The organism is Streptomyces niger, assembly GCF_000718305.1.
In the GTDB taxonomy this organism is placed as follows: domain Bacteria; phylum Actinomycetota; class Actinomycetes; order Streptomycetales; family Streptomycetaceae; genus Streptomyces; species Streptomyces niger.
Map to the genome: position 1 here is coordinate 136,538 of NZ_JOFQ01000013.1, position 23,549 is coordinate 160,086.

Below are 23,549 nucleotides of genomic sequence, written 5' to 3' on the forward strand. Positions count from 1 at the left end.
GGTATCCATATTCACCTGCCCTACAAGGGCGTTGACGAACACCATACGGAACGTCAGCGCACCGCACCTACTCCGACCCGGGACGGCGGGCGTACGGGAGCACACAGCGGTCGCGAGCGTGCGCCCCCCATGACGGAGCGTCACCGTCGCCGCCGCCCCGACTCTCCCCGGCCGTCCCCGGATTGCCGCCGAAGGGGCCGCAACCGGTCCCGGGAGAGGTACGTTTTTCCCACATCGCTCCATTTGCGGAGTCGAGGGGGCTCGTGCCATGGACGCAGGTACGGGGAACGGACGGAAACTGGCGGGCCGCTACCGCCTGCTGGCCGAACTGGGCCACGGCGGCATGGGCGTGGTCTGGCGGGCGCGGGACGAACTGCTGCACCGCGAGGTCGCGGTCAAGGAGGTACGGGCGCCCCGCGAACTGCCCGCGCCCGAGGAGCGGTTGCTGTACGCGCGGCTGGAGCGGGAGGCGCTGGCCGCCGCCCGGATCGCGCACCGCAACGTCGTGACCGTCTTCGACGTGGTCACCGAGGACGGCCACGACGGCCGCGACAGCCACGACGGCCGCCCGTGGATCGTGATGGAGCTGATCCGCGGCCGCTCGCTCGCCGAGACGCTGGAGGCCACCGGCCCGCTGCCGCCCCGGCGGGTGGCCGCGGTCGGCGCCGAGGTGCTGGCCGCGCTGCGGGTGGCGCACGCGGCGGGCGTGCTGCACCGCGATGTGAAGCCGGGCAACGTCCTGCTCGCGCACGACGGCCGGGTGGTGCTCACCGACTTCGGGATCGCCACGGTCGAGGGCTCCGCCGCGCTGACCCTGACCGGCGAGCTGATCGGCTCGCCGGAGTTCACCGCGCCGGAGCGGGCGCTCGGCCGGACGCCGGGCCCGGAGTCGGACCTGTGGTCGCTGGGCGTCACCCTGTACGCCGCGGTGGAGGGCCGTTCGCCGTTCCACCGGGACACCCCGCTGGGCACGCTGCGGTCCGTGGTGGACGAGGAGTTGCCGCCCCCGCGCCTGGCGGGGCCGCTGGCGCCCGTGCTGACGGGGCTGCTGCGCAAGGATCCGAAAGAGCGGCTGTCGGCGGCCGGGGCCGGGGAGCTGCTGGCCGCGGTCGCGGGCGGCGCCCGGCAGACCACGGTGACGGCCGCCCCGCCGACGCCCCCGTACTCCCCGACGATCGCCGCGCCGGGCCCGCCCCGGGGCGGCGAGGCGGGCTCGGGCACGGGCGCCGACGGCGGGGGCTCCGGCGACGGTGGGGGCTCCGCCGGAGGTCTTCGGACACCGCCTCCGCCGGGGAGCTACGGACCGCACCCGGCGCCTCCGCTCCCGCCTGCGCCACGTCGCCGCCGCGCGGTCCCGGCCCTGGCGGCGGCCGCGCTGGCCGTCGCGCTGGCGGCCGGCGGGGCGGCGTGGGTGCTGTCGCACGGGGACGGCCACTACGGTCCTGACGGTCCCGCGGCGTCGTGGAGCACCGGGCCGGACGAACAGGACGCCGGACGGCGGACCGGCCAGGGCGCACCGGACGGTTCCCGGGAGCGGCAGGGCGGCGGCGCGCACACCTCCCCGCCCGGGACGCGGATCGGGGTCGTCGTCTCGACCGTGCGCGGCAGTTATACGGGGCGCTGCCCGCCACCCGGCTACGCGGCGCCGGCGTTCTCCGGGGCGATCACGGTCGACCGGGGCCCGGCCGAGGTGGCCTACCGCTGGCGCACCGAGACCGGCACCTGGGATCACGCCAGGGCGTGGCGCACGGTCCGCTTCCCCGGGCGCGGAGCGCAGCGGGTGACGCTCGGCCATACGGAGACGGCGCGCGGTCCGGAGGGCAGCCGGGCGGGCCATGTCGCGCTGGAGGTGAAGAAGGGGGAGCGGACGGTCACCTCCCACCGTGCCGCCTTCTCCGTGCGGTGCGAGCGGGGAACGCCGGGCGGCTCCACCGCCACCGGCCCCCCGCACGAGGAGCCGCGCCCCACGGACACGGGCCACGAGTCGCCGCCACCGGACACCGGCCCCTCCCCCACGTACGGCGAGAGCTCCCCCTCTTACAGCGAGAGCCCTCCCTCCTCCGATGAAGGTTCTCCTTCGGGCTCGTCCGGCGGGAGTTCCCCGCCGGACGGTGCGGTCTCGCCCCCGTCCGGCGAGGAGCCCCCGTCGTACGGCGAGGGCTCTCCTTCGTACGGCGAGGGCCCGTCCTCGTACGGCGAGGGTTCCGGTGCGGGGTGGTGAGCGTCAGGCGGCGGAGCGGAGGACCGGCAGGTAGCCGCTGGACTGTCCGGTGGCGGTCGGGTGGTAGGACTCGTCGACGGGGTACGTGACGCTGTGCAGCCAGGCGCTGCCCGAGCAGATCTCGTGGCCGGTGAAGGTGGAGGTGACGTCGCCGAAGGCGAAGCCGTGGTCGGCGGCGCGCTTGGCGGTGACGCCGTTGATCGCGTCGGCGGCGGCGTTTATGGCGGCCCGCTCCTTCTCCGAGAGGCCGGCGATGCAGCTGCCGCTCAGCTGGTAGAAGCGGGGGTAGCCCAGGACGACCACCCGGGCGGCGGAGGCCTTCGCCGAGATGGCGTTGTAGACCTGGTCGAGCTGGCCGGGGAGGGTGTTGTCGATGTAGGTGCGGGCCTGCTGGACGCGCGAGAGGCAGGTGCTCTCGGACTGGAGCACGCACGTCGTCATGGTGTCGGCGAAGCCGGCGTCGTTGCCGCCGATGGTGATCGACACCAGGCCGGTGGAGGAGTTCAGCGCCCCCAGTTGACCGTTGAGAACATCACCCGTACGGGCCCCCGAACAAGCCGCGAAGGTGAACGAGGCGGGTGAGTTCGCGGCGGCCCAGAGGGCCGGGTACGCCTTGCTGCTGCGCTTGCAGGAGCCGCTGCCACTGTCGTAGCTGCCTGCTCCGAGGCCGGAGGAGTAGGAGTCGCCGAGCGCCACGTAGTTGGTGGCGGCGGGGAGTTGGGCGGAGGAAGCGGGTGCGGCACCGAGGAGCGCGAGGGACGCTGCGGCGAAGAAAGCGGACACCACACCCGCTCGTCTGGAAACTCTCATGGAACCTCCAATAGCAGGATCTCTGCCGCAACCGTGGTAGCAGTACCGACACGTCCATGGAAGTGTTCATGCCAACTTTGCTACTCGCGTAGAGCATTACTGGTCATGCATGACGGTGGATTGCCGCCATATGTCGTGCATATGACATCAGGCCACGTCCTCTTGAATCCTTGAGTACCTCTCGGGGAATCTGTCGTCCGAGCGGACCGATGCACCCTCAGGAACCGCTCCTCGCACACGAATCCGTGTGCCACCCCCCAAGCGCACGCACCACGCGCACCGATGAGGAGGACCCCCTCGCATGGCAGTGATGCGTACCACCGCAAAGGTTTTCGGCCGGATTCCGGCCACGCTCCGCAGCGCCCTCGCGCTCACCACGGCGACGGCCACCGTCACCCTCGGCGCCGTCGTGGCCCCGGCCCAGGCGGCGCCCGCCGAAGGCACGGTCGTCGGCGCCGGCGCGAAGAACGCCGTTCACGGCAGCTACCTCGTCACGCTCAAGAAGGACGCGGGCCTCAAGGCCGCGTCCGCCGACGGCAGACGCCTGATATCCGCGCACGGCGGCACCGTCACGCACACCTACACCAAGGCGCTCAACGGCTACGCGGCCCACCTGTCGGCGGCGGAGGCGAGACGCCTGGCCGCCGACCCGGCCGTGGACCAGGTGTTCCAGGACACCGTGGTGCACGCCACCGGCACCCAGACCAACCCCCCGTCGTGGGGGCTGGACCGCATCGACCAGGCGAATCTGCCGCTGGACCAGCGCTACACGTACCCCGACACCGCCGGCAGCGGTACCACCGTCTACGTCATCGACACCGGAGTACGCGTCACGCATCAGGACTTCGGTGGCCGCGCGGTGAACGGCTACGACGCCGTCGACAACGACAACGTCGCGCAGGACGGCAACGGCCACGGCACCCACGTGGCGGCCACCGCGGCCGGCAGCAGCTACGGCGTCGCGAAGAAGGCGAAGATCGTCGCGGTGCGGGTGCTCAACAACGCGGGGTCCGGCACGACCGCGCAGGTCGTCGCGGGCATCGACTGGGTCACGAAGAACCACAGCGGCCCGTCGGTGGCCAACATGTCGCTGGGCGGCGGCGTCAGCACCGCGCTGGACACCGCCGTGCAGAACTCCATCGCGAGCGGCGTGACGTACGCGATCGCCGCGGGCAACAGCAACGCGGACGCGAACACCTCCTCCCCGGCCCGCGTCCCCGAGGCGATCACCGTCGGCGCCACCACCAGCACCGATGCCCGCGCGAGCTACTCCAACTACGGCTCCCGCCTGGACCTGTTCGCGCCCGGCAGTTCCATCACCAGCGCCTGGCGGACCTCCGACACCGCCACCAACACCATCTCCGGTACGTCGATGGCCACCCCGCACGTGGCCGGCGCCGCCGCCGTCTACCTCGCCGGGCACCCGTCCGCCTCGCCCGCGGCCGTGTCCGGCGCGCTCGTGGCCGGTGCCACGTCCGGCGTCGTGACCGGTGCGGGCAGCGGCTCGCCGAACAAGCTCCTGAAGATCGTTCCGTAACCTCCGGGACCGTCAGCGGCCCGCCGTCCACCACGCTTCCGACACAACCGGAACAGACGGTTCGAGGCCTTGTACCACGGATCGGGAAGGAGCCGCGCCCGCCGCGAACCATGCGCCGGGCGTGGCTCGTTCACGTCTCCTCTGCTCCTTGACGCGCACCCGGCAGGCGCGCCACATTGAAGCCCGGCATCGGGTGCTTATGAGCATCAGGCCGCTTTATGGGGGGCAAAGCTGCCAATGCAGACCAAGACCATCAACAGCAACAGATCCACCGGCAGCAGACCGGCACGAGGGGAAGCCACACCGCTGCTCGCGGGTGCGGCCGTCGCGGTGGGCGGCGTGGGTGCCGTGCTGGCGCTCGCGGACCTCGCCTCGCCGCTGCGCACACCGTTCGCGCTCTTCTTCCTGCTCGCCGCGCCCGCAGCCGCCATCGCCGCCGCCCTGGGGCGTCTGGACCCGCTCAGCCGCACGGTGGTCGCGGGCGCCGGGGCCTTCGCCGTCGACCTGCTGGTCGCCCAGGCCATGCTGGCGCTGCACATCTGGTCGGCGCGCGGCGGGGTCCTCGCCGTCGCGGTGATCAGCGGCACCATCTTCCTGCTGGCGAGCGTGCGGCGCCGCGGGGCGTCCGCGCCAGATGCTCGGACGGACTGACCGTGGACATCAGCGTGTACCGCCCCGGCGAACTGAGCGGCGCCGACCGGGCGGCGTGGGCCGCCGTGCAGTCACAGGCGCATCTTTTGGGCACGCCGGAGCTGGCGAATCCATTCCTCGCACCGGAGTTCGCGCTCGCGGTGGGCCGCTGCCGCCGGGGCGTGCGGATCGCGGTGATCAGGGAGGACGGCGAGCCGGCCGCGTTCCTGCCCTTCCAGCGGACGGCGCTGGGCGTGGGGCGGGCGATCGGCCTGGGGGTGTCGGACGCCCAGGGGCTGGTGCACCGGCCCGGCTTCCAGTGGGACTCGCGCGAGCTGCTGCACGCCTGCGGGCTCGCGGTGCTGGAGTTCGACCATCTGGTGGAGGGCCAGAAGCCCTTCGAGGAGCACCCGCTGCAGCCCTTCCCGTCCCCGGTGATCGACGTGGACCAGGGCTTCGAGGCGTACCTCGCCCGGCTCCGCAAGCAGTCGCCGAAGTTCACCCGCACCACCCTCGCCAAGGAGCGCAAGCTCGGGCGGGACGTGGGCGAGGTGCGGTACGTCCACGACGAGCGGGATCCGGCCGTCCTGCAGCTGCTGATCGACTGGAAATCGGCGCAGTACCGAAGAACGGGACGCAGCGACCGCTTCGCCCGGCCATGGATCACGCACCTCGTGGAGCAGCTCTTCCACACCCGCACCGACTCGTTCGCGGGCGTGCTGTCGGTCCTGTACGCGGGCGGACGGCCGGTCGCCGCGCACTTCGGTCTGCGGTCCGAGCGGATCCTGGCGTGCTGGTTCCCCGCCTACGACCCGACGTACGCGAAGTTCTCGCCGGGACTGATCCTGCATCTGCGGATGGCCGAGGGGGCCGCCGCCGACGCCATGGACCATCTGGACCTCGGGCGGGGTGAGAAGGAATACAAGGACTCCTTCAAGACACGGGACATTCAGGTGTCGGAAGGGTGGGTGACCCGGCGCCATCCGGTGGCGTTCGGACATCGTGCGCGGCGCGCCCCGGTGAAAGCGCTACGGAACACCGTGGTAACTCGGCCGGAATTCTTCGAGCCGGCCGATCGATTTCTCAAACGGATGGGCCGAATCCGTACCGGAAACCACGGAGCGGTCCGCTCCATTTCTATCGGAAAGGCAAAAAGGGATTTGTAGTTCCAACTCTTGCCATAGAGTGTCATTCGTCAATACCGTCGTACAATCCATCCGCACCGGATCGTCACGCAGCGGCTCCAGGGGAGGGCTCAGAAGCCGCGACGAGACCCGGGGCGGGGCGCGGTAGGGGGGTGCCGTGCCCGATCCGCATGCCGGCGTCGGGTCACGAGCCGCGGAAACACGCATGCCAGCTCGCGCTGTTCGTCCGGTGTTCCATGCCGTGCCGAGCAGGGCGTGAACCCCCTTTTCGAACCGGATACACATCCGGGCCGCCCGGGGGTGGGCGGTCCACCGGACGAGAGGGAAAAAGACTCATGAGCTCGTTCCTTCGCCCTGCGAAAACGGAGCCGAATACGAAAACTGCCGCCGCGCGGATACCCGCCCAGGCGCAGTACCGCCCCGTTTCCTCGCACCTGGCGATAGCCCCGCCGGTCAGCGTCGTCATTCCGGCGATGAATGAGGCGGAAAATCTCCCGTACGTATTCAAGACACTGCCGGACTGGATCCACGAAGTGGTCCTGGTGGACGGGAATTCCACCGACGACACGGTGCAGGTCGCGCGGGACCTGCGCCCGGACGTCACGGTCGTCAAGCAGCGCGGCAAGGGCAAGGGGGATGCCCTCATCAGCGGCTTCGCGGCGTGCACCGGCGAGATCATCGTCATGATCGACGCGGACGGCTCGGCCGACGGCGGCGAGATCGTCTCCTACGTCTCGGCGCTGGTCGGCGGCGCCGACTTCGCCAAGGGCTCCCGCTTCGCCAACGGCGGCGGCACCGACGACATGACGCCGATCCGCAAGCTCGGCAACCGCGTGCTGACCACCCTGGTCAACACCAAGTTCGGCGCCCGCTACACCGACCTGTGCTACGGCTACAACGCCTTCTGGCGGCACTGCCTGGACGAGATCGCGCTGGACTGCGCGGGCTTCGAGGTCGAGACGCTGATGAACATCCGCGTCGTCAAGGCCGGGTTACGCGTCCAGGAGATCCCCAGCCACGAGTACAACCGCATCCACGGCGTCAGCAACCTGCGCGCCGTCCGCGACGGCATCCGCGTCCTGAAGGTCATCCTGCGCGAACGCGGCACCCGCAAGCGCGCGGTGCGCCCCGCGATGATCACGGGAGAGGTGTCTTGAGCATCCGCATCTCCGTGGTGATCTGCGTATACACCGAGGACCGCTGGGGCGACATTCTCGCCGCGGCGGCCTCGGTGCGTGACCAGCTGCACCCGGCACACGAGATCCTGCTCGTCGTCGACCACAATCCGGCCCTGCTCACCCGGCTGCGCACGCAGTTCGCCGGGGCCACCGACATCAGCGTGCTGCCCAACGCCGGGCCGAGAGGTCTCTCGGCGGGCCGCAACACCGGCGTCGCGGAGTCCACCGGCGAGGTCATCGCCTTCCTCGACGACGACGCGGTCGCCGAGCGCGAATGGCTGCTGCACTTCGCCGAGGGCTACGCCGACCCGGAGGTGATGGCCATCGGCGGCCGCACCGAGCCGATCTGGGCCTCCGGACGCCGCCCCGACTGGTTCCCCCGGGAGTTCGACTGGGTCGTCGGCTGCACCTACCAGGGCCTGCCGCCGGGCCGCACCCGGGTACGCAACGTCCTCGGCGGCAACGCCTCGTTCCGCCGGGAGGCGTTCGAGATCGCCGGCGGCTTCGCCACCGGCATCGGCCGGGACGGCGACAAACGGCCGCTGGGCTGCGAGGAGACCGAGATGTGCATCCGGCTCACCCGCGCCTGCCCGGAGGCCGTGCTGCTCATCGACGACCGTTCGGTGATCCACCACCGGGTGCCGGCCGGACGCGAGCGCTTCGCCTACTTCCGCACCCGCGCCTACGCCGAAGGCCTGTCCAAGGCCCTGGTCGCGCGGAGCGTCGGCGCGCAGGAAGGGCTGGCCACGGAGCGCCGCTACACCACCCGCGTCCTGCCGGCGGGGGTGGCGCGCGGCCTGCGGGACGCGCTGCTGCGCAGGCCGGGCGGCGCGGGCCGGGCGGGCGCGATCGTGGCGGGCGTGGCGGCGGCGGCCGGCGGCTACCTGGTCGGCACGGCCCGTACCCGCCGCTCGGGCGGCTCGTTCGTGATCGCCGCGGTGCCGGGCCCGACGGCCGTACCGGACGGTACGCGGGACCTCCCGTCCCCGCCGCCGGAAGCGGCCCCCGTGGCGGCCCTGGCCACCGACCGATCCGTGGTGGAACCAGTGGGGCCGGTGGAACCCGTGAGGCCGATGGACGCCCACGGCCCCGCGGTGGCACCGGTGGTCGCCGACCGTCCCCCGGCGGAGCCCGTACGGCTGGCCGTGCGGACCGAGAAGCCGGTGCGCGGCGACGGCGTCCTGCCCGGCGAGACGGTGCTGCACGGCAAGGACGTGCTGCACGGCGGCGAGGGGGCGGTCGCGTGATCACCGCCGCCTTCCCGCCGGCCCCCGTGCCGATCCTCATGTACCACGCGGTGGCCCACAAGCCGGCCCCCGCGACGCACGGCCTGTCCGTCGCGCCCGGCGCGTTCGCCGACCAGATGGCGGTCCTGCACGACGCGGGGTACCACCCGCTGACCACCGCGGAACTGGCGGCGGCCTGGCGGGACGGCGCCCCGCTGCCCGACCGCCCCGTCCTGATCACCTTCGACGACGGCTACGAGGGCGTGCACCGCTACGCCCTGCCCGTCCTGGCCAAGTACGCCTTCCCGGCCACCCTGTTCGTGTCGACCGGCTGGCTGCCCGGCCCGTACGACACCGGCGGCGCGCTGGACACCATGCTCGGCTGGGATCAGGTACGGGAACTGGCCGCCGCCGGCGTGGAGATCGGCGGCCACAGCCACACCCACCCGCAGCTGGACCAGCTCGCCGACGAGCGGCTCTGGTCCGAAGTGCTGCGCTGCAAGGCGATCGTGGCCGAGCAGTTGGGCGCGGCCCCGGTGTCCTTCGCCTACCCGTACGGCTACTCCGACCGCCGGGTGCGGCGGACGGTGCGCGCCGCCGGCTTCCGGCAGTCGCTGGCCGTCGGCAACGACCTGGCCGGCTACCGGCAGGGCCCGTACGCGCTGCGCCGGCTGACCGTACGGCGCAGTACGGAACTGCCGGAGTTCCGGCGGATCGTCGCCGGGGAGGGCCTCGGCCGCGCCTTCGCCATGGGCCGTGCGCTGACCAAGGGTTACGCCGTGCTCCGCAGATCGCGCCAGGCGATCAGGCGCTGCGCTCCGGGGGACTGACCCCGCGCGCAGCGCCGATGAAAGCCGCCAGTGGGGCCCGGCGGCACCGCAGCCGGGCCTCAGGAAAGGGAACCCGAGCCAGTGTCTAACACGACCACCCGGACCGAGGAACGCAGGCAGGACGAGCGGGCGACGGGCGGGCGCAAGCTGCGGTTCCCCGGGGGCGGCGGCGGGGCGCCCCTCTTCCGCAACGCCTACGCGCTGATGCTCAACACGGGCATCTCCGGGCTGCTCGGCCTCGGATTCTGGTTGGTCGCCGCGCGCTACTACACCGAGTCCGCGGTCGGCCAGGGCTCGGCGGCGATCGCCGCGATGAAGCTGCTGGCCGGGCTGACCGCGGTGACCCTGACCGGGGCGCTGGCCCGCTTCATCCCGGTCGCCGGGCGGCGCACCGGCCGGCTGGTGCTCCGTACGTACGCGGGCAGTTCGGTGGTCGTGGCGCTGGCAGCGGGCATCTTCCTGCTGACGCTGGATCTGTGGGGCCCGTCCTACCGCTTCCTGCACGGCACCCTCAACGGCCTGGGCTTCATCGTTGCGGTGATCGCCTGGTCGCTGCTGACGCTCCAGGACGGGGTGCTGACCGGGCTGCGCAGCGCACTGTGGGTACCGCTGGGCAACCTCGCGTTCTCCACCGTGAAGCTGGCCCTCCTGGTCGTGCTGGCAGTGGCGATCCCCACCGCGGGCGTCTTCGTCTCCTGGGTCGCGGCCATCGCGGTGTCCGTGATCCCGCTGGGCTGGCTGGTGTTCCGGCGGCTGATACCCCGGCACGAGGCCGCCACCGCGCGCACCGCACGGCCGCCCTCGCTCCGCGAGGCGGTCCGCTTCCTGGCCGGCGACTACACCGGCTCCCTCTTCTCGCTCGCGGTGGTCTACCTCGTCCCCGTGATCGTCGCCGCGCAGGTCAGCGCGGCCGACAACGCGTACTTCTACATCGCCACCACGATCGGCGGCACGGTCAACCTGCTCGCCATCAACATGGGCGCCTCGCTGACCGTGGAGGGCTCGCACGACCCGGCGCGGCTGGCGGAGAACACCCGCGCCGTGCTGCGCCGGATGGCCCGGATCATGCTGCCGGTGTGCCTCTTCCTCTTCGTGTGCGCGCCGTACGTCCTCGGCGTCTTCGGCAAGGGGTACGCGGACGCGGCGACGCCGCTGCTGCGCTGGTTCGCGGTCGGCGCCGCGCTGCGCGTGGTGATGGAGACCTACTTCGCGGTACTGCGCGCGCAGAGCCGTACCTCGGGGCTGGCGTACCTCCAGGGCCTGCTGTGCGTCCTCGTGCTGGGCCTGACGCTGCTCCTGCTGCCGCGGATGGGGCTGACCGGCGCGGGCGTCGCGGAGATCTGCAGCGTGGCGGTGATCGCGTCGATCGCCACCGTGAAGCTGGCCGGGGTGGTCCGGGGCCGGCCGGCGGCACCGCTGGCCAAGGCGCCGGCCGACGGCGTCCCCCCGGACGGCGACCTGGCGGACCTGGCCGTCCACGGCGATCTGGGCGACGCGGTGCACACGCTCCCGGACGACCGCGCGGCGGCGGAGGGGGACGGGACGCACCGGCCCACGTGGGCGCAGCGGGCCCGGCGCGACGTGGACACGATGCCGCTGGGCGTGCACGTGGACTTCGACCACATGGAACGGCGGCCCGACGTGCGGCCGCCACTGACGGAGGAACAGGTGGCGGACGCGTACCGGGAACCGGAGGCGACGGGCAGTGGTGCCGGTGCGGACGCAGCGCCGCCCGCTCCCGGCAAGCCGTCCTGGGCGGCGGAGCGGCCGCCGGCCGGGGCACCATCGGCCGGCCCGGCGGGAAACAGCAAGGCGGGGGCCGGGCCGGACGGCGCCGACCCGGCGGAGGCGCACACCCTGCGGCTGCCGGCCGTCAGGCCGACGGTCCCGCCACCGGGCGCTTCGGACGCGCACACGGTGCGGCTGCCGGCCGTCACGCCGTCGGGCCCGTCACCGAGCGCTTCGGACGCGCATACGGTGCGGCTGCCGGCCGTCACGCCGTCGGGCGCGCCTTCGGACGCCGCGGAGGCGCACACCGTGCGGCTGCCGGCCGTCTCCGCCGCCCCCCGCGGTGGTACCGCCGGCAGCGGCCCGGCCGGCGCCGTACCGGCCCGCAGCGGCGCCGCCGCCTTCCTCGCCGGCCGGCCCGACCTCGGCGTCTGGGCGCTGCTCGGCGTCGCGCTCGCGCTCTTCTGGCTGCCGCTGCGCGGGATGGGCGACGCCGACCTGGACCGGATGGGCGGGCTCGGCCTGATCTCCGTCCTGCCCGTCGCGACGCTGGCCGGCGCAGCGCTGCTCGCCGTGGCCTTCGCCGCGGCACTGTGGCTCTCCCGGCCGCGCCGGGTCCTGCTGGCGGTGACGCTCGTCCTGACCGTCGTGGCGCTGCACTCGCTGCCCGCCGTGCTGGAGGCCGAGCCGCGCTTCGCCACCGCCTGGCAGCACCTGGGCTTCCTGGATCACATCGGCCGGACCGGCACCGCCGTACCGGACCTGGACGCGCGCTGGAGCTGGCCGGGCTTCTTCGCCGGCGCGCAGTTCCTCGCCGAGGCCTGCGGCGTCACCGACTTCGACGCGCTGCTCCGCTGGTGGCCGCTGACCATGCAACTCCTCTACCTCGCACCGGTGTTCCTGCTGCTGCGCTCCGTGCGGGCGAACTGGCGCGCGAAGTGGAGCGCGGCATGGCTGTTCGCGCTCTGCGGCTGGGTCGGCCAGGACTACTTCTCGCCGCAGGGCTTCACGTACCTGCTCTACCTGGCCTTCGTGGCGATCCTGCTGGTGTGGTTCCGCGACCCGCGGGTGCTGCCCGGCAAGCTGCGCCCCGGCGAGACCGAGGTACGGCCGGCGGACCGCAGGCAACGCGCCGTCCTGCTCTGCGTGCTGATCGCGCTGTTCGCGGTGTCCGTGGCCGGCCACCAGCTCACCCCGTTCGTGATGCTCGGCGTGCTGATCTTCCTGGTGCTGGTCCGCCGCTCGACGCTGCGCGGCCTGCCCCTGCTGCTCGGCGTCATGGTCGTCTGCTGGATCGGTTTCCTCGCCGAGCCCTACTGGTCGGGCCACTTCGACGACCTGTTCGGCGGCATCGGCGGCCTGGGCGCCAACCTGACGTCCTCGGTATCGGGCCGCATCGAGGGCGGCAGCAGCACCCACAAGCTCGTGCTCTACACCCGGGTGCTGCTGGCCGGTTCGGTGCTCGCACTCGCCTGCTGGGGCGTGCTGCGACGGCGCCGCGCGGGCTTCGCCGAACGCTCGCTCCCGGTCCTCGCCTTCGTGCCGTTCCTCGCCTTCGGCATGCAGTCCTACGGTGGCGAGATGGCGCTGCGCGTCTTCATGTTCGCGCTGCCGGGCGCCTGCGTGCTCGGGGCGCTGGCGCTCTTCCCGCGACCCGCTGCCGCTGCCGGCCGCCGCGGTCTCGGGCCGCTCGCCGCCCTGCTGGCGGGGCTGGTCCTGGTCTTCGGCTTCCTCGTGGCCCGCTGGGGCAACGAACCCTTCGAGCGGACCCGGCCGGGCGAGGTCGCGTCGATGGAGTACGTGTACGCGCACGACAAGCCGACCGCACGCCTGCTGTGGCTGACCGACGACCCGGTCGAGAACGTCACCCCGGACATGCCGTGGGGCGCCCGCGACATGGAGCACGTGCTGTACGAGCCGACCCTCGCGCCGCGCGACCCGGGGCGCGTCGGCCCGGTGGTGCGGGCGCTCAAGGAGGCCGGCCCGCAGTCGTACCTGATCGTCAACACCGGCCAGTCCGAGGCGCTGCGGCTGGACGGCGGCTATCCGGACGGCTGGCAGCAGCGGCTGAAGGCCGCCCTGGACCGCCGCTCCGACCTGCGGCAGGTGCTCGTCAACGACGACGCCGTGCTGTACGAGCTGGCGGACCCGCCCACGGGCGCGGTGCCGCAACCCGCCCCGGGTCCGGCCGGTCCGCTGGTCACCTGGACGCCGTGGTCGGTGGCGGGCGGCCTGGCGGCGGTGGCGCTGCTCCTGCTGCTGGGCACCCGGGAGATCGTCCGGGTGGCGCTCCCGGCGAGCATCGGCAAACAGCGCTGGGTGCAGGGCACGTTCTGGTTCGCGATGCCGTTCCTCGTGGTGTTCCTGGCGGCCCTGGTCCAGCGGTTCGTGACGATGTCGTAGGCGGTACGGGCGGTACGGGCGGGACGGCGCCCGGGGCGGCCCCGGGCGCCACGGTTCAGCTCCGCTTCAGCCAGCGCAGTCCGTAGGCCGGCATGTCGAAGGTCCGGCCGTCGATCTTCGCCTGGATGGGGCGGCCGAGGGTGTTGACGACCAGGACGGCATCGTCGTCGGCGAGCACCTTGACGTTGGGCCGGTCGTCCGGCGCGACGGAGACGGACCGGAAGGCGGTGCCCGGCGGGAATTCCTTGCCGAACCGGGCGAGCAGCTTCATCATCGGCAGTTCTTCGCCGCCGCCGTCCAGTTCCGTGCTGCGCCAGAGGCAGCCGGGGCAGTCCGCGTCCTCGTTCTGCGGATTCCAGTACAGCGCGGTGGCGACGCCGGCCTTCGCCATTTCCATCATGGCGGTGGCCTGTACCGCGGTGCGGTGCGTTTCGCTCCAGCCGTTGCGGTCGTCGTTCTCGTCGGCGACCTCGACGTACCACTCCGTCCACCACACCGGCAGCCCGGTCTCCTCACGGAGCCACCGCGTGACGTCACCGAATTTCTTTGTCGCCCCGAATTCGTCCGGCGCGTAGGAGTTGTCACGGGTGTAGCTGGAGCCGTCGACGGCCAGGAAGTCGGCCCCCGCCTTGTGCTGGTTCCAGTAGGAGATGGCGTCCAGTACGCGCTGGTCGACGGAGCCCCAGTCCCCCGAGAGGTCGGACGCGTAGGAGTCCTCACCCGGCCGGTAGCTGTCCATCACGACGTACGGACCGCCGACCTGGATCGCCGGATCGACCTTTTTCAACTCCTCGTAGACGAGGTTGTACAACCGGGTGTAGCCCTCGTAGTCCCAGCGGTTCCGGTCCTCGTCGAAGAATCCCTTGAATTCGTTCCAGACGATGAAGTGCCGGACCTCCGGATAGCGTTTCGCTATCTTCCCCGCCAGTTTCGCGAAGTCCTCGTAATGGTCCGCGTCGGGCGCCTTCTCCAGCTCGCCCCAGTCCGTCTTCCCGGCCTTTCCGCCCTTCATCCAGTCCGGCGAGCAGCACAGGGTGAGGACGGGCGTGCCGCCGGTGCTGCGCATCAGGGCCAGCCGGCGGTCCAGGTCGTGGAAGTCGTATCTCCCCGGGCTCGGTTCGGGATTGCGCGCGCCCCAGCCCATGATGTGCTGGTTCTGCGGCATCGGATCGTCGGTGAGCAGCCGGTCCGCCTCCACCTCGGCGGCGTGCTCGCCGCGGTCGGCGCTGAACTCGGTGTGCGTGAACCCCCAGCCCAGCTGCTCCATCGCCTCGGAGCCGCCGAGCACCCCGTTGTCCGCTCCCCCGCCCCGCTGCCCGCCCGGCGACATCCCACATATGACCAGGAGCAACGCCAGAACCATCGCCCCCGTCCCGAGGAACGCGGCGATCACCCACCGCGCCCGTCCCGGTATCGGCACCCGTAACCCCCCATGACGTCCCACAACGGACAAGCCTAGCCAGGATTCCACCTGTTGAGCCGCAATCGCGCGTAACGGGTGCGTTGTGGACACGAACCCGGGCGCCACCTGTCAAGTGCCCGTCAAGAGCGTGTCCGGTTCCGGGCCGGCCGGGCAATCCGGTAATTCCGTGTACGGCGTGCGGGTCATGCCCGATCATGGCCCCATGTGTGCCGATCACCTTCCGCCGGCCGCCGCCGAGGAGTCGCTGCCGATCCGCCTGACGATGGACGACAGCGACTCCCCGTCCGACGTGGTGGACGCCCTGTTCCTGGGCCGGTTCGCCAACGGACGACAGCCGTACGCCCGCAGCCGCTCCGTGGAGCGGGTCAAGCAGGGCCTGACGCTGCTGCCGCCCGGCGCCGAGGTGCTGCGCTCGGCCCGCGACGACGACCGCAGCGCCACCCTCGCCGAGGGCGACGGCTGGACGCTGCTCATCTCGCGCTGGAGCCGCGGCGCCGACATCACGGTCACGGCGGTCAGCGACGAGCTGGCGGAGAAGGTGCTGGCGCAGTCCGCCGACGGCGCCGAGGACGAGCCGGAGCCGCAGCCCGCCAACGTCTCGATGGGCTTCTGGTACTACTCCCCGCGCCGCGGCCCGTACCGCACCACCCGGCAGATCTCCGCCGGCACCTGGGACGAGATCCGGCCCAACTACACCGCGCCGGTCGCCGACGCGCTCGACGGCCTGATGAAGGTCACCCCCGAGGAGATCGCCGGCCGGCTGCTGCTCCTGCACGGTCCGCCCGGCACGGGCAAGACCTCGGCGCTGCGCACCCTCGCCCGGTCCTGGCGCGACTGGTGCCAGGTGGACTGCGTCCTGGACCCGGAGCGGCTCTTCAACGACGTCGGCTACCTGATGGACATCGCCATCGGCGAGGACGACGCGTCGGGCCGGGGCCGCTGGCGGCTGCTGCTCCTGGAGGACTGCGACGAGCTGATCCGCGGCGAGGCGCGGCACACCGCGGGGCAGGCGCTCTCCCGCCTGCTGAACCTGACGGACGGCCTCCTGGGCCAGGGCCGCAACGTCCTCGTCGGCGTCACGACCAACGAGGACCTGGAGCGGCTGCACCCGGCGGTGGTCCGGCCCGGCCGCTGCCTGGCCCGTATCGAGGTCGGCCCGCTCACCCGTACCGAAGCGGTCGGCTGGCTGGGCTCGGACGAGGGCATCGGCCGCGACGGCGCGAGCCTCGCCGAGCTGTACGCGCTCCGCCGGGGCACCCGCCCCGCCGCCGTCCCGGCCCAGGACACGGGCGCCGACGCGGGGCTGTACCTGTGACCCGTGCCGCTGCCACGAACCGCGCCGCGGCCGGCCGGCGCCTGTCAGCCGCGCCGGCGATCGTCAGTGGACCGCCCGTGCCGATCCTCGGTCGGGCCGCCTCGGACGGAACGGGGGAGAGGGAGGTGGGCCCGTCGGGCCGCCGACTTGCCGACACGTCGGCCATGGGCCCGTCGCCCCCGGCAGGCGCTCGGCCTGTCGGCCCCGGCAGGCGCTCGGTCCGTCGCCCCGGCAGGCGCTCGGTCCCCGGCCCGGTTCACTCCGCGGGCCGGTTCACTCCGCGGGCCGGTTCGCCTCACCGCCCCGGTTCACCTCCGCGGGCCGGTGGACCGCTGCCGTCCCGGTTCACCTCCGCGAGCCGGTGGACCGCTGCCGTCCCGGTTCACCTCCGCGAGCCGGTGGACCGCTGCCGTCCCCGCGGCTTGAGCGGAACCGCCGGCAGGGGCGGCGCCGCCAGTGGCGGACCGTCGTAACCGTGCACCGTCCCGAACCGCTCCCCCGCCATCCACGCCTCACGCGCCGCGGCCACCTCGTCACCGCTGCGCGCGACGAAGTTCCACCACATGACGATCTGCTCCTCGAACGGTTCGCCGCCCAGCAGCATCAGGCTGCTGTCGACATCGGCCCGCACCGGCAACTCGCCGCGCCCGCACCCCAGGTACAGCAGCGAACCGGGCGACAGCCGGACGCCGTCCACCTCGCTCTCGCCCTCGATCGTCAGCACGGCGTACTCGAAGTCGCTCTCCAGCGGCAGCCGTACGTGCGTCCCCGCGCGGAACGTGATGTCCGCCCCGACCAGCGGCGAATAGGTCGTGCCGGGTGACCGCGCCCCCGCCAGCTCCCCGAGGATCACGGTCGCGCTCAGCCCACCGCCCCCGGTGATCACCGGCAGGTCGCTGTGGTGCTCGAACGACGGCATCTTCCCCCGGTGCTCGTTCGGCAACGCGACCCACAGCTGCGCACCGTGCAGCACCCGGCTGTGGTCGCGCGGCGACTCCTCCGAGTGCGCGATCGCCCGCCCCGATGTCATCAGCCCCAGCTCGCGCGGCCGTACGGTCTGCAGCGAGCCGAGACTGTCGCGGTGCAGCACCTCGCCCTCACGCAGCCAACTGACCGTCTGCAGGCCCATGTGCGGATGCGGCGGCACCTGCATCCCGGGCTCCCCGGCGATGTCATCGGGACCGTAGTGGTCCACGAAGCACCAGGCCCCGACCATCCTGCGGCCGAGGTTGGGCAGCAGTCTGCGGACCAGCGTGGACTCCCCCAGCGGCACCTGCTTGCCCGGCTGGACGTCCCGGACCGGTCCGGTCCGGCCGCCACCCCCGCAGAGACTGGCCGCGGGCTTGAGATCGAGGTTGCTCATACCGTCACGATATGGCGGTCATGCCGACAGCTCCCGCAGGCGTACGGACAGACACGTCACGCACCCCTCCAGCTTCTCGAACTCCCCGATGTCGACGGGCACCGGCAGGTACCCAAGATCGGCGAACAGCTCGGCACTCTTGGGCGCACTGGCCGCCATCAGCAGTTTTCCCCCGCCCAGCAGCACCACGTGGGAACCGGACTCCTCCGGTACGGCCAGGAAACGCGGGAAGAGCGCCCGCGCCTCGTCGTCGACGAGCGGTGGGTGTCCGATGACGGTGCCGTCGGGAAGTGCGGTGACGGCCGACTTCAGGTGCAGGACCTTGCTGACCGGTACGGCGACGACCCGTGCCCCCAATGGCTCGAATGCTGCACGGATTTGGCGCACTCCCTCGGCATTGGTACGACCGCCCCGGCCCACGTACACCGTGTCGCCGACCTTCAGTACGTCCCCGCCGTCCAGCGTCCCCGGCTCGCGGACCCGGCCGACGAAGCAACCGAGGGCCGCCACGGTCTCGGCGGCCGCCACGGTCTCCGGCTTCCGCTCGTCCGCGCCGGGCCGCGAGATCAGCGCGGCGTTGCGGTACACCACCATGGTGTCCTCGACGAAGGCGCCGTCCGGGCAGTCGTCGGCGGGCGGCACCTCGATCGTCTCCCAGCCGTGCGCCCGCAACGTCCCGACGTACGTCTCCCACTGCCGCACCGCGAGTCCGGCGTCGACCGGCTGCCGGTCGATGTGCGTGACCAGCCCGTCGGCGAGCCGCGGACTCGGCCGGCGCACAAGAGCCTTCTTGCTGGTCATAGCGGTTCCACCACCCTGCGATTCGAGCCGCCCGGCACCGGCCGGCCGCCCGACCGCACGGCCGTTACTGAACGACGAGTGAGCGGGTGCACCCTACGCGCCCCTCCATCCACCGAACAGGCACATGCCATCCCACCGTCCCACCAGGCGCCGACTTTTGCGGCGCCCCCTGCCTCTGCCCCTGCCCTTACTCCTGCCTCTTCCTCTGCCTCTTCCTCTGCCTCTTCCTCTTCTTCTCCCTCTGCCTCTGCTTCTCCCTCTACCCCGCGTTCGCCTCTCCCGCGTCGCCGTAGGTGGCTCGCAGCGCCGTCACCGCCGCGGACAGCGCGGCCTGATGATCGAGACCGAGCCGCTGTGCCCGCTGCGCGAAGGCCAACGCGGCCTCGGCGGCCTGCTGTGCCCCCGCGTCCCCGGCGGCCGCGATGAACGTGCCGTTGCGGCCGCGCGTCTCGATCACCCCGTCGCTCTCCAGCGCCCGGTACGCCTTGGCCACGGTGTTCGCCGCCAGCCCCAGCTCCCCCGCCAACCCACGCACCGTCGGCAGCCGGAACCCGGCCGGCAACCGCCCACTGCGCGCCTGCTCGGCAATCTGGGTGCGGACCTGCTCGTACGGCGCCTCCGCCGCCTCCTGATCGACAACGAGCTGCAGCGGATGCAGGACCACAGTGACACTCCCAAGAAGACCGAGCCGACGAACCTTTTGTCCCACCCATTGTGCTCCGCCCCGAACCCCTCACCCCGCCACCACACCGGGAGAAGCGCCTCTCGAACCGCATCCCTGAAGCGCGACTTCTGGGGGACGGGGGGTGCGTGCCCGGGGGGCGGGGGCCCTCGTGCCTCGGGACGTGTCACTCGGCTCGCCGCCTTCCGGGGGCCTCCCCCCCCCCCCCCCCCCCCCCCCCCCCCCCTCCCCCCCCCCCCCCCCCCCCCCCCCCCCCCGCGGCTTCGGCCCCAGCCGCGGCTCCGGCTCCGGCTCCGGCTCCGGCCCCAGATCCGACGCCAATCCTGGCCCCGGCCCCGGCCCCAATATTGGGAGGCGTGCGGAGCAGGCGCGGCGTAGCGTCCGGCGGCATGTCACTCTCCGTCCGTGCGTTCCGCCCTTCCGATGCCAAGGCCGTCGCCGAAGTACATCGGGCCGCCGCCTCCTTCCTCGTCTGCACTCCGCAGTCCGTGGCCTGGGAGGCCGCCAACGCCCCGGCCGCCCAACAGTTCCAGATCCTCGTCGCCGAGCTGGACAACCAACTCGTCGGCGCCGCCAAGACCGGCCTGGTCCACGACAGCGCCGTCCCGGGCCAAGCGATCGCGAACCCGATGGTTCACCCCGCACACCGCGGCCACGGCGCCGGTCGCGCCCTGCTCGCTGCTGCCGAGGAGCGTCTCGCGGCCCTCGGTGCCGCCCGGATCTTCGCCTGGGTCCAGGAGGACAGCCGCTCCACTGTCTTCGCCGAGCGCAACGGCTACCACCGCAGCCGCACATCCCGCTTCCTCCGCCTCGACCTGGCCCGTACTCCCTTGCCGCCGCTCCCCGATCACCTCCCTCCTGGTGTGGAGCTGCGTCCCGCCGCCGACTTCGGCGCCGATCCCTATCCGCTGTACCTTCTCGACGCCGAAGCCGCCTGTGACGAGCCGAGTGACGTGCCCGCGGACACCATGTCGTACGAGAACTGGCTCACCGAGACCTGGGAGCATCCGGACATCGACCTCGGCCTCACCACGGTCGCGACGGTCGACGGCGAACCGGCCGCGTTCAGCGCCGTGGCCGCCGACGGCCTCGGCCGCTGCTCGTCCGCCATGACCGGTGCCAAGCGCGCCTTCCGCGGCCGCGGCCTGGCCAAGCTCGCCAAGTTGCGCGCGCTGCACGAGGCCCGGGCGGCCGGCTGTACCGAGGCGTTCACGGGCAACGACGCCACCAACGCGCCGATGCTCGCCATCAACAAGGGCTTCGGTTACGAGCCGTTCGGCACCGAGTGGCGCTGCGTCCGGGGGCTCGACGCCCCGCCACAGCGAGTGGACGCCGGGGATATGCGTGGCCCGGCCTGAACCGCTGTCGTCGTCGCCGATGTCATCGTGGGCCTCCTCCCCGCCTCATGGTGTGGGCGCTCGTCGCCCTGGGCTTCGCATCCTCCGGGGTGTTGTCGCCGGTGTCGTTGCCGGTGTCGCTGCCGGGGTTGTCGCCGGTATGGCTCAGGGGCAGGGGTATCGCTCGGTGGGTACCTGCCGGGTCGTAGGCGATGGTGTCGCCGGGCCGGTGCCAGTGCAGGAGGAAGCGCTGTCCCGCGCGGTACGCGTCCAGACCGGCTCTGCAGTAGGCCACCATGTCGTCCGGCAGGGCGTCCAGCGGGAACCAGTCGAGCTCCGAGCATTTCTCCGGCTCGCGGTTGGCCGGCTCGCCGCCCGCGCCGTACCTCGCCTCGAAGAACCAGCCGACCCGGGGGCGTCCTTCGGGGCTGCGGTGTTGCATGACCAGCGCGACGCGGAGGTCGGACGGGCCCAGCCGAAGTCCGAGCTCCTCTCCGGCTTCTCTGATCATCGCCTCCTGGACGTCCTCGCCGTCTTCGGCGTGCCCGCTGGGTGCGTGCAGCAGCCCGTCGGCGTACCCGGTGTTCGCACGCCGGGCGAGCAGGACCTCGTCTCCGCGACGCAGGATCAGGTGGACATCGATCACCTCCGTATGGCGGGCCGGCGGCGCTGGGTGGACCACGAGGGCGTACCGCTCGTCCGCCACCTCTCTGCCCCACAGTGCGGTGTCTCCCGCGAGCTGCTCCAGGTGCGTGCGGCGGGCCAGCGGCGCGGTCAGGCCTTCCAGTTCGGTGGCGGTGAAGCCGACCGGGTCCGCCTCGCCCCACTGGCCCTCGATCAGGACCAGTCGGCCCCCGGGGCGCAGCAGCCGCGCCCAGCTCCGCAGTACCGTCTCGGGGTCGGGCAGCGCCCACAGCACGTGCCGGACCAGGACCACGTCGAACTGCCGCTCCGTCACCGGTGGTCGGGCGGCGTCACCGATCAGCAGCCGGGCGTCCCACTCCGCGAGCTTGGCGCGGGCCGCCTCGACCATGCGCGGTGAGCGGTCGACGCCGGTGACGCGATGGCCCTGCTCGGCGGCGAGCAGGGCCATGCTGCCCGTGCCGCAGCCGAGGTCGAGAACGTCGGACGGTTCGGCCGGCAGCCAGGACTGCAGCCGGGCCGCCCATGCGGCGCGTACTTCCGGATCGCGGAGTCCGTGATCCGGCTCGTCGTCGAACCGCTCGGCGGCGGATTCCCAGTAACCGGCGTCGGTGACCGGTGTGTCGGTAGCCATGGGTCGATAGTGACAGGGCGCACTGACACTCGCTTCGGCCTGTGGATAACCCCGATTCGGGGTCTGCGGCGCCGGTCAGAGCCGGGGAACGCGCCGCCGGACCGGCCGGGGTCCGCTCCCCGGTCGGCCCGGCGCCGGTTCTCAGTCCTCCGCGCGCGCGGCGCGCCCGCGCGAGAGCACCCGCTTGATCCACGGCCATCCCAGCAGCACCAGGATCACGGCGTACACCGTGATCGAGAACGGCGTGTTGACCAGGCCGGTGACGCTGCCGTCGCTGATCTGCAGCGCACGCCGCAGTTGCTGTTCGGCAGCCGGGCCGAGGATGACTCCGATGACGGCGGGCAGCACCGGCAGGCCGTACCGCCGCATGCCCAGGCCGATGAGCCCGATGATCAGCAGGATGACCAGGTCCAGCGGCTCGCCACCGACCGCGTACGCACCGACCGCCGCGAAGAAGAGGATTCCGGCGTAGAGGTACGGGCGCGGGATGCGCAGCAGTTTCGCCCAGACCGGCGCGAGGGGCAGGTTGAGGACGAGCAGCAGCACCATGCCGACGAACAGCGAGGCGATCAGGCCCCAGACCAGTTCCGGTTCGCGTTCGAAGAGGAGGGGTCCGGGCTGGATGCCGTACTGCTGGAAGGCGGCGAGCATGACCGCGGCGACGGCGGTCGTCGGCAGGCCGAGGGTCAGCATCGACACGAGCGTGCCGGCGGCCGACGCGGAGGACGCGGACTCCGGTCCGGCGACGCCTTCGATGGCACCGCGACCGAATTCGTCGCGGTGCTTGGAGAGCCGCTTCTCGGTGACGTACGAGAGGAAGGTGGGGATTTCGGCGCCGCCGGCCGGGATCGCGCCGAAGGGGAAGCCGATGAGCGGTCCGCGCAGCCACGGCTTCCAGGTGCGCCGCAGTTCGGCCTTGCCCAGCCATGGGCGTCCGACGGGAATCGACTCCCCCGCCGTGCGTCGCAGGTGGGCCGCCACCCACAGTGCCTCGCCGATGGCGAACAGTCCGACGGCGACGATGACGACGTCGATGCCGTCGGCGAGTTGGAGCGAGCCGAAGGTGAGCCGCTGTTGTCCGGTCATCTGGTCCAGGCCGACGAGGCCGAGGGTGAGGCCGATCAGCAGGGAGGCGAAGCCGCGGATGCGGGAGCTGCCGAGTACCGAGGTGACGGCGATGAAGGCGAGCACCATGATGGCGAAGTAGTCGGGCGCCCCGATGTCCACGGCGAGCGAGGCGACCGTGGGGGCGAGGACGACCAGCAGGATCGTGCCGATCATGCCGCCGGCGAAGTGTCCGCAGGCGGCGGCTGCCAGGGCTTGTGCACCGCGCCCGGCGCGGGCCATCGGGTTGCCTTCGATGGCCGCGACCACCGCGGCGCTCTCGCCGGGGGTGTTGAGCAGGATGGAGGTGGTGGAGCCGCCGAACATGCCCCCGTAGTAGATCCCGGCGAACATGATGAACGCGCCGGTCGGGTCGAGCCCGTAGGTGACAGGGAGCAGGAGGGCCACGGCCATGGCGGGGCCGATGCCCGGCAGGACTCCGATGGCGGTGCCGAGCAGCACCCCGATGGCGGCCCACAGGAGGTTGAGCGGGGTGAGCGCCGTACCGAAGCCGTCGATGAGTGAGGACAGGGAGTCCAT

The 23,549-nt window shown here is 72.4% G+C and carries 16 protein-coding genes and 1 pseudogene; 10 read left to right on the top strand and 7 right to left on the bottom strand.

Annotated elements, in window-relative coordinates; genetic code table 11:
- Nucleotides 1-268: 268 nt before the first annotated feature.
- On the top strand, nt 269-2,221 hold the full coding sequence (locus tag IF20_RS24845) for a serine/threonine-protein kinase (RefSeq protein ID WP_110944515.1): 1,953 nt from the start codon (nt 269-271) through the stop codon (nt 2,219-2,221).
- Between the two features lie 3 nt (nt 2,222-2,224).
- Here IF20_RS24845 and IF20_RS24850 read toward each other — a convergent pair whose 3' ends face one another.
- Nucleotides 2,225-3,031 carry an SGNH/GDSL hydrolase family protein gene (locus tag IF20_RS24850; RefSeq protein ID WP_052867514.1) on the bottom strand — a complete coding sequence of 269 codons (807 nt, stop codon included), beginning with the start codon at nt 3,029-3,031 and terminating at the stop codon, nt 2,225-2,227.
- 301 nt (nt 3,032-3,332) lie between these two features.
- Here IF20_RS24850 and IF20_RS24855 point away from each other — a divergent pair, with 301 nt between their 5' ends.
- The 7 genes and pseudogenes from IF20_RS24855 (at nt 3,333) to IF20_RS24885 (ending at nt 13,708) form a co-directional block, all read left to right on the top strand.
- Nucleotides 3,333-4,568 carry a S8 family peptidase gene (locus IF20_RS24855; RefSeq protein WP_052867515.1) on the top strand — a complete coding sequence of 412 codons (1,236 nt, stop codon included), beginning with the start codon at nt 3,333-3,335 and terminating at the stop codon, nt 4,566-4,568.
- Between the two features lie 237 nt (nt 4,569-4,805).
- Complete coding sequence (locus IF20_RS24860) at nt 4,806-5,219, top strand: hypothetical protein (protein WP_052867516.1); 414 nt, start codon at nt 4,806-4,808, stop codon at nt 5,217-5,219.
- 2 nt (nt 5,220-5,221) lie between these two features.
- Nucleotides 5,222-6,364, top strand: a complete 1,143-nt coding sequence (locus IF20_RS24865) for a GNAT family N-acetyltransferase (RefSeq protein WP_052867517.1) — start codon at nt 5,222-5,224, stop codon at nt 6,362-6,364.
- A gap of 314 nt (nt 6,365-6,678) precedes the next feature.
- Nucleotides 6,679-7,500, top strand: a complete 822-nt coding sequence (locus IF20_RS24870; protein WP_052867518.1) for a glycosyltransferase family 2 protein — start codon at nt 6,679-6,681, stop codon at nt 7,498-7,500.
- Nucleotides 7,497-8,468: pseudogene (locus IF20_RS24875) on the top strand (glycosyltransferase family 2 protein); the annotation flags it as partial. The gene IF20_RS24870 and the pseudogene IF20_RS24875, both read left to right, overlap by 4 nt.
- Nucleotides 8,469-8,806: 338 nt before the next feature.
- Nucleotides 8,807-9,577, top strand: a complete 771-nt coding sequence (locus tag IF20_RS24880) for a polysaccharide deacetylase family protein (RefSeq protein WP_052867627.1) — start codon at nt 8,807-8,809, stop codon at nt 9,575-9,577.
- Nucleotides 9,578-9,658: 81 nt separating this feature from the next.
- Nucleotides 9,659-13,708, top strand: a complete 4,050-nt coding sequence (locus tag IF20_RS24885; protein WP_052867519.1) for a hypothetical protein — start codon at nt 9,659-9,661, stop codon at nt 13,706-13,708.
- Nucleotides 13,709-13,763: 55 nt separating this feature from the next.
- Here the strand turns inward: IF20_RS24885 and IF20_RS24890 are convergent, their stop codons facing one another.
- Nucleotides 13,764-15,071 (bottom strand): GH39 family glycosyl hydrolase, encoded by a 1,308-nt coding sequence (locus IF20_RS24890; protein ID WP_110944529.1) that lies wholly within the window; start codon nt 15,069-15,071, stop codon nt 13,764-13,766.
- Nucleotides 15,072-15,333: 262 nt separating this feature from the next.
- Between IF20_RS24890 and IF20_RS24895 the strand changes: the two genes are divergently transcribed.
- Nucleotides 15,334-16,446 (top strand): DUF5925 domain-containing protein, encoded by a 1,113-nt coding sequence (locus tag IF20_RS24895; protein ID WP_052867520.1) that lies wholly within the window; start codon nt 15,334-15,336, stop codon nt 16,444-16,446.
- A 382-nt stretch (nt 16,447-16,828) separates the two neighbouring features.
- On the opposite strand, the gene IF20_RS24900 is transcribed toward IF20_RS24895, so the two are convergent.
- From IF20_RS24900 to IF20_RS24910, 3 genes are all read right to left on the bottom strand, one after another.
- Nucleotides 16,829-17,809 carry a pirin family protein gene (locus tag IF20_RS24900; protein WP_052867521.1) on the bottom strand — a complete coding sequence of 327 codons (981 nt, stop codon included), beginning with the start codon at nt 17,807-17,809 and terminating at the stop codon, nt 16,829-16,831.
- Nucleotides 17,810-17,827: 18 nt separating this feature from the next.
- Nucleotides 17,828-18,610 (bottom strand): dimethylargininase, encoded by a 783-nt coding sequence (gene ddaH, locus IF20_RS24905; protein ID WP_052867522.1) that lies wholly within the window; start codon nt 18,608-18,610, stop codon nt 17,828-17,830.
- Between the two features lie 259 nt (nt 18,611-18,869).
- A complete protein-coding gene (locus IF20_RS24910; protein ID WP_234426809.1) occupies nt 18,870-19,274 on the bottom strand; it encodes a GntR family transcriptional regulator in 405 nt (134 codons plus the stop codon).
- 407 nt (nt 19,275-19,681) lie between these two features.
- Here IF20_RS24910 and IF20_RS24915 point away from each other — a divergent pair, with 407 nt between their 5' ends.
- Complete coding sequence (locus IF20_RS24915) at nt 19,682-20,650, top strand: GNAT family N-acetyltransferase (RefSeq protein ID WP_052867523.1); 969 nt, start codon at nt 19,682-19,684, stop codon at nt 20,648-20,650.
- A 22-nt stretch (nt 20,651-20,672) separates the two neighbouring features.
- On the opposite strand, the gene IF20_RS24920 is transcribed toward IF20_RS24915, so the two are convergent.
- The gene (locus IF20_RS24920; RefSeq protein ID WP_110944516.1) at nt 20,673-21,905 is read right to left on the bottom strand and encodes a methyltransferase domain-containing protein; all 1,233 of its coding nucleotides are present in this window, start codon (nt 21,903-21,905) and stop codon (nt 20,673-20,675) included.
- A gap of 141 nt (nt 21,906-22,046) precedes the next feature.
- Complete coding sequence (locus IF20_RS24925; RefSeq protein WP_052867525.1) at nt 22,047-23,549, bottom strand: tripartite tricarboxylate transporter permease; 1,503 nt, start codon at nt 23,547-23,549, stop codon at nt 22,047-22,049.